The 7,507-nt window shown below is 69.8% G+C and carries 5 protein-coding genes; all 5 read right to left on the bottom strand.

All coding sequences use genetic code 11. The features are described 5' to 3' along the window. Positions 1 to 3,290: alpha-L-arabinofuranosidase C-terminal domain-containing protein (locus AB0F40_RS26895; RefSeq protein WP_357475268.1), on the bottom strand; the 3,290-nt coding region annotated here is incomplete at its 3' end. Positions 3,291 to 3,513: 223 nt separating this feature from the next. Then, complete coding sequence (gene yjfF, locus AB0F40_RS26890) at positions 3,514 to 4,512, bottom strand: galactofuranose ABC transporter, permease protein YjfF (RefSeq protein ID WP_357475265.1); 999 nt, start codon at positions 4,510 to 4,512, stop codon at positions 3,514 to 3,516. After that, positions 4,512 to 5,576, bottom strand: a complete 1,065-nt coding sequence (locus tag AB0F40_RS26885; protein WP_357475263.1) for an ABC transporter permease — start codon at positions 5,574 to 5,576, stop codon at positions 4,512 to 4,514. Before AB0F40_RS26885 ends, yjfF begins: the two co-directional genes overlap by 1 nt. After that, positions 5,573 to 7,099: a sugar ABC transporter ATP-binding protein gene (locus AB0F40_RS26880; RefSeq protein WP_357475261.1), complete on the bottom strand. Its 1,527-nt coding sequence runs from the start codon at positions 7,097 to 7,099 to the stop codon at positions 5,573 to 5,575. Before AB0F40_RS26880 ends, AB0F40_RS26885 begins: the two co-directional genes overlap by 4 nt. A gap of 124 nt (positions 7,100 to 7,223) precedes the next feature. Beyond that, on the bottom strand, positions 7,224 to 7,507 hold a 284-nt coding region (locus AB0F40_RS26875), incomplete at its 5' end, for an acyl-CoA dehydrogenase family protein (RefSeq protein WP_357475258.1).

Genomic DNA, 7,507 nt, shown 5'->3' with positions numbered 1-7,507 from the left:
GTCCGCCCGGACACCACGACCTTCACGTGGTAGTCCCGGCCCGTCTCCAGGGAGTGCCCCTCGACCGCCGCCACCTCGTTCGCCGAGCTGTTGTCGGCCCGTTGCAGCGCCTGCCGCGTGTTGTTCCACCCGCCGAGGTTCCACCAGTAGAAGTCGTCCTGGCCGCCTGCGGCGAACCCGACGAGGAACGCCTCGCTGCCGCCCAGCTTTCGGGCGTCGAGCTCCAGGGTGTAGTTGTCCCAGTCCTTCGTGTACGCGTCGGCGATGATCGAGCGGGCGTCGGTGACATTGCCCGCCGACTGCACGTACTCGCCGTCGGACACGGCCCACGAACCCGCCTTCGGGTCCCACTGCGACCCGTCGTCGAAGGAGTCGGAGAAGAGCACCTCGCCGGACTCGTTGTCGGTCACCGTCACGTCGTCGTACGCGGCCTGGGTGTTCCAGGTCGACAGGAAGACGCCGCCCGAGAGGTCCTCCGGCGTCTCCTCAGGACCGTCGTGCGTGGACGGGACCACCTGGTCGCCGGTGTTCGTCATGAACATCTGCTGCGTGTAGTACGACGTCGAGCCCCACGACTCGTCGTTGTCGAACCACATGAGGTCCGGGGACCACTGGACGTAGTCCTCGTTGGCGAACATCGGCGCGTAGGAGGCAAGCTCCACCAGGTCGGCGTTGCGCTCGATCCCGGTCATGTACGCGGCCTCGGACAGCGAGTTGAACCAGGCGTTGCCCCGTGAGGCGTACTCGCCGAGGAACACGTGCGGGCCCTCGCGGTCGTACGAGTCGTACCGCTCCGTGTTCGACAGGAACCACGACGGGTCGTTGTAGTAGTGCTCGTCGACCATCGCGACGCCCTGCTCACGGTTGAAGTCCCAGAGCTCGTCGAACCGGGCACCTGCGTCGTCCGGGCCGGAGTTGGAGATCACCGTGACGTCCGGGTGGGCCGCCTCGACGGCGTCCCGGAACCGGGGAAAGTTGGCCTGGAAGGTGTCGGTGTTCTCCTCGTTGCCCAGGCCGATGTACTTCATGTCGAACGGCTCCGGGTGCCCCAGTGCGGCGCGCTTGGCGCCCCACTCGGTGTCCACGGACCCGTTGGCGAACTCGATGAGGTCGACGGTGTCCTGCACCCAGCGGTCGATGGTGGCGTCGTCGGTCATCTCGGGGATGGTGCTGCCGCAGCCGTTGGCGCCGACCGACAGCACGGGCAGCGGCGTGGCGCCCAGGTCCTCGGCGAACTCGAAGTACTCGAGGTAGCCCAGGCCGTAGGTCTGGTTGTAGCCCCAGAAGTTCCAGTTGGTCGGGCGCTCCTCGACCGGCCCGATGGTCTCCTTCCACTGGTACGTCCGACGGCGGTCCGCGCCGTCCGACTCCAGGTACGTGTCGAACGTACCCACGTTGGTGACGCAACCGCCGGGGAACCGCAGGAAGGACGGCTCCAGGTCGGCGACCTTCTGCGCGAGGTCGGCGCGCAGCACCGAGCGGCCGTTGACCGGTCCGTCCCAGGTGTCGCGCGGGAACAGGGAGACCATGTCCAGGCGCAGCGTGCCGGCCGCGCCGCCCGTGACCACGAGGCGGGCGTCGTTCACGGTGCCGTGCGCCGTCAGCTTCGCCGTGTGCTTCTTCCACCGGTCGCTGCCGTTGACGTTGATCGTGGTGGAGGCGTAGGTCGTGGCACCGTCCACCGATTCCAGGCTGACCGTGAGGCGCTGCTTGCGCTCGGCCCGCGCGAACACCGAGAAGTCGTACTTCTTGCCCTGCTCGACGGCGAAGCCCTCGTTGTAGCTCGCGTTGCGCACGCCGACGCCGGGGCCGTCGGCGTCGACGGTCAGGTAGGCCCGGTTCGAGTCGTTGAGCCACTCGCTCCGCTCGGACTCCACCTCGGCGGAGCCCGCACTCCCCCGCTGCACCACGTCCCATCCGGTCATGCCGGTGAAGCTCGCGTTGTCCGTCGGCGCGAACTCGAAGGACCGGTTGCGGACCAGCTCGGCGTACAGGCCGCCGTCGGCCGCGTAGTTGATGTCCTCGTAGAAGACGCCGTACAGGTCGTCGCTCATCTCGGTGCCCGCCGCGGCGGCGTCGACGTCGAGCGTGTGCTCCTGCACCGGGGTCTCCGCGGGCGGGTATGCCGCCAGCAGTGCGGCCTGCTCCTCTGCGGTGATCGGCAGGACGGTGCCGTGCCGGGGGCTGGCCGGGAGAGTCGCGTCGAGGTTGGCCGTCCACTCGCCGCTGCTCAGGTCGTCGGACTCGAAGAGCATGTAGCCCTGGCCGCCGTGGTAGCTCGGCTGGTCCTGCAGCAGGAACCACCGGTCGTCGGTGAGCGACGGGAACAGCGTGGGCCCCTCGCCCCCGGTGAACGTGCCGCCCCAGGGGTTCGGCTGCCCGAACCCGACGCGTTCCTTGATGAGGTCCCAGCCGTCGCCCTCGGTCACGCCCTGGGTGCGCCGCAGGTCGGTGGACGACTCCTGCCGCATCCCCATGTACGACTCGTCCTTGGTGAGGCGGTAGTAGACGCCGTCCTCCTCCTGGACCGTGGAGTCGATCATGCCGAGGCCGTCACCCTGCGGCTCGTCGATCCACACCTGGGGCTCCGAGAAGGTCTCGAAGTCCGTGGTGGTCGCGTACATCATGCGCTGGTACGACGTGCGGATGTCGCGCTCGGCGGGCGGGACGTCGGCGGGGTACAGGGCGGAGGCCCAGTAGACGACGAACTCGCCGGCCGCCTCGTCCCAGTACGCCTCGGGCGCCCACAGGTTGCCGGCGTTCTCGGGAGCCAGCGCGATCTCGCGCTGCTCGCCCCAGTTCACCAGGTCCGTGGACTCCCAGACCATGAGCGAGCGGCTGCCGGTCTCCTGGGCGTCGCCGAAGCTGCCGCCCCCGTGCATCTTCAGGTCCGTCGCGAGCAGGTAGTACGTGCCGTCGTCGCCCCTGATCAGGAACGGGTCGCGCAGGCCCTCGGTGCCGAGCGTGGAGGTGAGCACCGGCTCGCCGCCGTTCAGCGTGGTCCACTCGAGCGGGTCGGGGCCGTTCGAGACGGCGAACGAGATGGTCTCGCCGTCGGCGGTGGACTCGCCGGTGAAGTAGGGGAAGAAGTAGGCGGCGTGGTCGCCTTCGGCGGTGGCGGTGGCGGTGGCGGTGGCGGTGGCGGTGGCGTCGGCTGCGGGCGCGGCTGCGGCGTCGGGCCCGGTGGGCGGCTCGGACGCCGGCGCGGGCGCCGCAGCGGCCGGAGCCGACAGCCCGATCGTCAACGCGGCCGCCAGGAGCGCCGTCCGGCGCCTCGACCATCTCTTCATCGTTGTACTCGTGGGCATCTCTGGTCCCTCTCTCACGTCGTCGTGCGGATGGGTCTGGGAGCCACGTCATCTTCTGCGGACCATGCGATCTTCCACCGATATCGGGGCGATAGCGCAGAAGATGGCGTGGTCCGCGGAGGATCACATGGCGAGTGGGGAGTGGGTGGTACTCCGGCCCTGACTCGGCGTACCGGGTACGCCGAGTCAGGGCCGGAGGCCCCCGCTATGTCCTGCGGAGGGTCAGCACGCGCTGGAGCGCCACGAAGATCAGCAGCAGCACGCCGATCACGATCTTGGTCCACCAGGAGCTGAGGGTGCCCTCGAACGTGATGATGGTCTGGATCAGACCGAGCACCAGCACGCCCAGCACGGAGCCGAGCACGAAGCCGGTGCCACCCGTCAGCAGCGTCCCGCCGATGACGACCGCCGCGATCGCGTCGAGCTCCATCGCGACGCCGGTCAGGGAGTAGCCCGACCGGGAGTACATGGCGAACAGCAGACCGCCGAGCCCGGCGCACGTGCCGCTCACCACGTAGGCGAGCACCTTGGTCCGGGCCACGGGCAGGCCCATGAGCAGGGCGGACTGCTCACCGCCACCGACCGCGTACACCGTGCGGCCGAACCGCGTGAAGTGCAGCACCAGGAAGCCGAGACCCACCAAGATCAGGGCGATGAGCACGCCGGACGACATGCGCCACCCGCCGAAGATCTGCACCCAGCTCGCGAGCGAGACGAACGACGCGTTGTCGATGGCGATGGACTCCGGGGCGATGACGAAGCACAGGCCGCGCGCGAAGAACATGCCCGCGAGCGTGGCCACGAACGGCTGCACCTGGAAGTAGTGCACCATCACGCCGTGCGCCAGGCCGATCACGGTCCCGGCGCCCACCGCGAGCGGGATCACCACGGCGGGCGGCCAGCCTGCCTGGAGCAGCGCGGCCGTGACCACCGTGGACAGCGCCAGCACCGAACCGGCGGACAGGTCGATGCCGCCCGTGAGGATCACGAAGGTCATGCCGACCGCGAGCACGATCAGGTGCGCGTTGTTGATGAACAGGTTGGAGATCACGGCGGGCGAGACGAAGTTGTCGTACCTGCTGCCGCCCACGACGAGCATCAGCGCCAGCACCACGAACGTGCCCACCACGGGCAGGTAGCGGCGGTCCAGCCGGATCGGCATCTTCAGTGCGCGCGGGGCGCGGGCGGGGGCCGACGTCGCCATCAGGCCTTCACCTCCGTCGAGTCGGGGCGTGCGGCGGGCTGCGGCTCGGCCGGCGTCGTGGCGACGGGTCGGCGGGTGGCGGCAGTGAGCCGCTCCCGCATCCTCGGCGACTGCAGCAGCGTGACCGCGATGACGACCAGCGCCATGAACAGTGGCGTGACCAGCGGCGAGATGCCGACCACGGTCACCGTCCGTTCCAGGGTCGCGATGACGAGCGCGCCCACCAGGGTGCCCGACAGGTTGAACTTGCCGCCCGAGAGCGCCGTCCCGCCGATCACCACCGCGAGGATCGCGTCGAGCTCGATGAACAGGCCGGCGTTGTTGGCGTCGGCGGCCATGGTGTCGGCGCTGATGAGCAGGCCCGCCAGTCCGGCGAACAGGCCCGCCGCCGCGTAGACGGTCCAGGTCAGCGTCTTGGACCGCACCCCGGAGAGACGGCTCGCGGCCGGGTTGATGCCGGTCGCCTCCAGCAGCATGCCGAGCGCGGTGCGCCGCACCACGAACGCGACGACGGCGAACACCCCGAACGCGAGGACCGCCGCGACGGGCAGCCCGAGCCAGAACCCTGAGCCCAGCACCTTGAACGGTTCGCTGTTGACGGTGGTGATCATGCCGCCGGTGATGAGCATGGCGACGCCGCGGCCGGCCGTCATCAGGATGAGCGTGGCGATGATCGGCTGGATGCCGAGCACCGAGACCAGGAACCCGTTCCACACGCCGAGCAGGAGGCACAGCGCCAGGGCCAGGGCGATCGCGGTGAGCACCGTGACCGGCGACTCCGGGTCGGACGACGACGCGATGTACGACAGCGCGACCGCTCCCGAGACCGCGACCACGGCGCCGACCGAGAGGTCGATGCCGCGCGTGGCGATGACCAGGGTCATGCCTAGGGCGACGAGCAGGAGCGGCGCAGTCATCCGCAGGATGTCGATCGGCGCACCGAAGAGGTGTCCGTCCCGGACGGTGATCGCGAGGAAGCTGGGGCTGGCGACCGTGTTGGCGACCAGCAGGACGACCAGGGCGGCCACCGGCCAGAACAGATGATGGCGTAGCAGGTTCCTCATGCCGCACCGCCACCGGCGATGAGGTCGACCACCTGGTCCATCGTGGCTTCTCCTCCGTCGATCTCCGCCACCTTGCGGCGGTCCCGCAGCACTGCGATGCGGTGGGATATGCGGAGCACTTCCTCGAGCTCCGCCGAGATGAAGACGACCGACATGCCGTCGGCCGCCAGGTCGGCCACGAGCTTCTGGATCTCGGCCTTCGCGCCGACGTCGATGCCGCGCGTGGGCTCGTCGAGGACCAGCAGCCGCGGTGCCGTGGCGAGCCACCGCGCGAGCAGCACCTTCTGCTGGTTGCCGCCCGACAGGTTGCGCAGCAGCGCCTCCGGGTTGGCGGGCCGGATACCGAGCTGCTCGATGTACGACGCGACCAGCTCGTCCACCTGCTTGCGCGGCAGCGGCCGCATCCAGCCCCGCCGCGCCTGGAGGCCGAGCACGATGTTCTCGCGCACGGTCAGGCCGTCCACGACGCCCTCGCCCTTCCGGTCCTCGGAGGTGTAGGCGATGCCCAGGTCCATGGCGGCACGCGGTGTCCGCAGCCGGGCGGGCTTCCCCGCCACGCGGGTCTGGCCGACGTCGGCCCGGTCCGCGCCCGTCAGCAGGCGGGCCAGCTCCGTGCGACCGGAACCGAGCAGGCCGGCGAGGCCCACCACCTCGCCCTCGTAGAGCTCCAGGTCGAACGGCCGCACGGAGCCCTTGCGGCCCAGACCGACCACCTGGAGCAGGGGGGTCCGGCCGGCTGGCCGGTCGGCACGTTCCCCGACGTGCTCGGCGGCTTCCAGCACGTCCATCGAGCGGCCGATCATGTGCTGGACCAGCTCGTGCGTCGGCAGGTCCGCGGTGACGAACTCGCCGACGAGGCGGCCGTTGCGCAGCACGGTCATGCGGTCGGAGATGTCGTAGACCTGGTCGAGGAAGTGGCTCACGAAGAGGATCGCCACGCCGTCGTCGCGCAGCGCGCGCATGACGGTGAACAGGTGCGCCACCTCGTCGGTGTCGAGGCTGGAGGTCGGCTCGTCGAGGATCAGCACCTTGCAGTCACCAACGGTGGCGCGGCAGATCGCGACGAGCTGCTGCACAGCGAGCGAGTGTGATCCAAGGGACGAGGCCGGGTCGATGCTCAGGCCCATCCGCTCGAGGTGCGTCGCCGCCTGCCGGCGCATCGCCCGCCAGTGCAGGCCGCCCAGCCGGCGCGGCTCGGCGCCGAGCATGATGTTCTCCGCGACCGTGAGGTTCTCGCAGAGATTGACCTCCTGGTACACGGTGCTCACCCCGTGCGCCCGGGCATCGGCGGGTCCGGTGAACCGGCGCTCGACGCCGTCGACCAGGATCGTGCCCTCCGTCGGTGAGTGGATCCCCGTGAGGGCCTTGATCAGGGTGGACTTGCCCGCGCCGTTCTCGCCCATGAGGGCGTGGATCTCGCCGGGACGCAGATGGAGATCGACCCCGTCGAGGGCCTTCACCGGGGGGAACTCGACGCTGATGCCCGTCATCTCGACGACGGGCGGTGTTGTCTGCTGGGTCATCCTCGACCTTCTAACGTGCGTGGCCCCTCGGTCTGGAGCCCTGCCGTTGGTCGAGCTTGCCGAGACATGAGGTCTCGACAAGCTCGACCAACGATGCGGGGGCGGGCTCGACAGGCGGGGCGGGTCAGGCGAAAGCGCTCGTGCCCGTGATCTCGCGACCGATGATCAGCGCCTGCATGCTCTCGGTGCCCTCGTAGGTGTGCAGGGCCTCGATGTCGGCGAAGTGCCGCGCCACGCGGTTCTCCAGCAGGATGCCGTTGCCGCCCAGCAGGTCGCGGGCGATCGCGGCGACCTCGCGCGCGCCACGCGTGCACGTGTACTTGGCGAGCGAGGCCTGCGGGCCGGTGAGCTGCTCCGCCTCGTCGAGCCGCGTCATCTGCTTCACGAGGAGCTGCATCTGCGTGAGGA

The sequence above is a fragment of the Promicromonospora sp. NPDC023987 genome, assembly GCF_040639055.1.
Lineage (GTDB): Bacteria > Actinomycetota > Actinomycetes > Actinomycetales > Cellulomonadaceae > Promicromonospora.
The sequence above is the reverse complement of the archived record's forward strand: the minus strand, read 5'-3'. Positions and strand labels throughout refer to the sequence as shown.

Coding starts and splice junctions, on each gene's coding strand:
- yjfF (WP_357475265.1), bottom strand. CDS start 4,512: ATGGCGACGTCGGCCCCCGCCCGCGCCCCGCGCGCACTGAAGATGCCG.
- AB0F40_RS26885 (WP_357475263.1), bottom strand. CDS start 5,576: ATGAGGAACCTGCTACGCCATCATCTGTTCTGGCCGGTGGCCGCCCTG.
- AB0F40_RS26880 (WP_357475261.1), bottom strand. CDS start 7,099: ATGACCCAGCAGACAACACCGCCCGTCGTCGAGATGACGGGCATCAGC.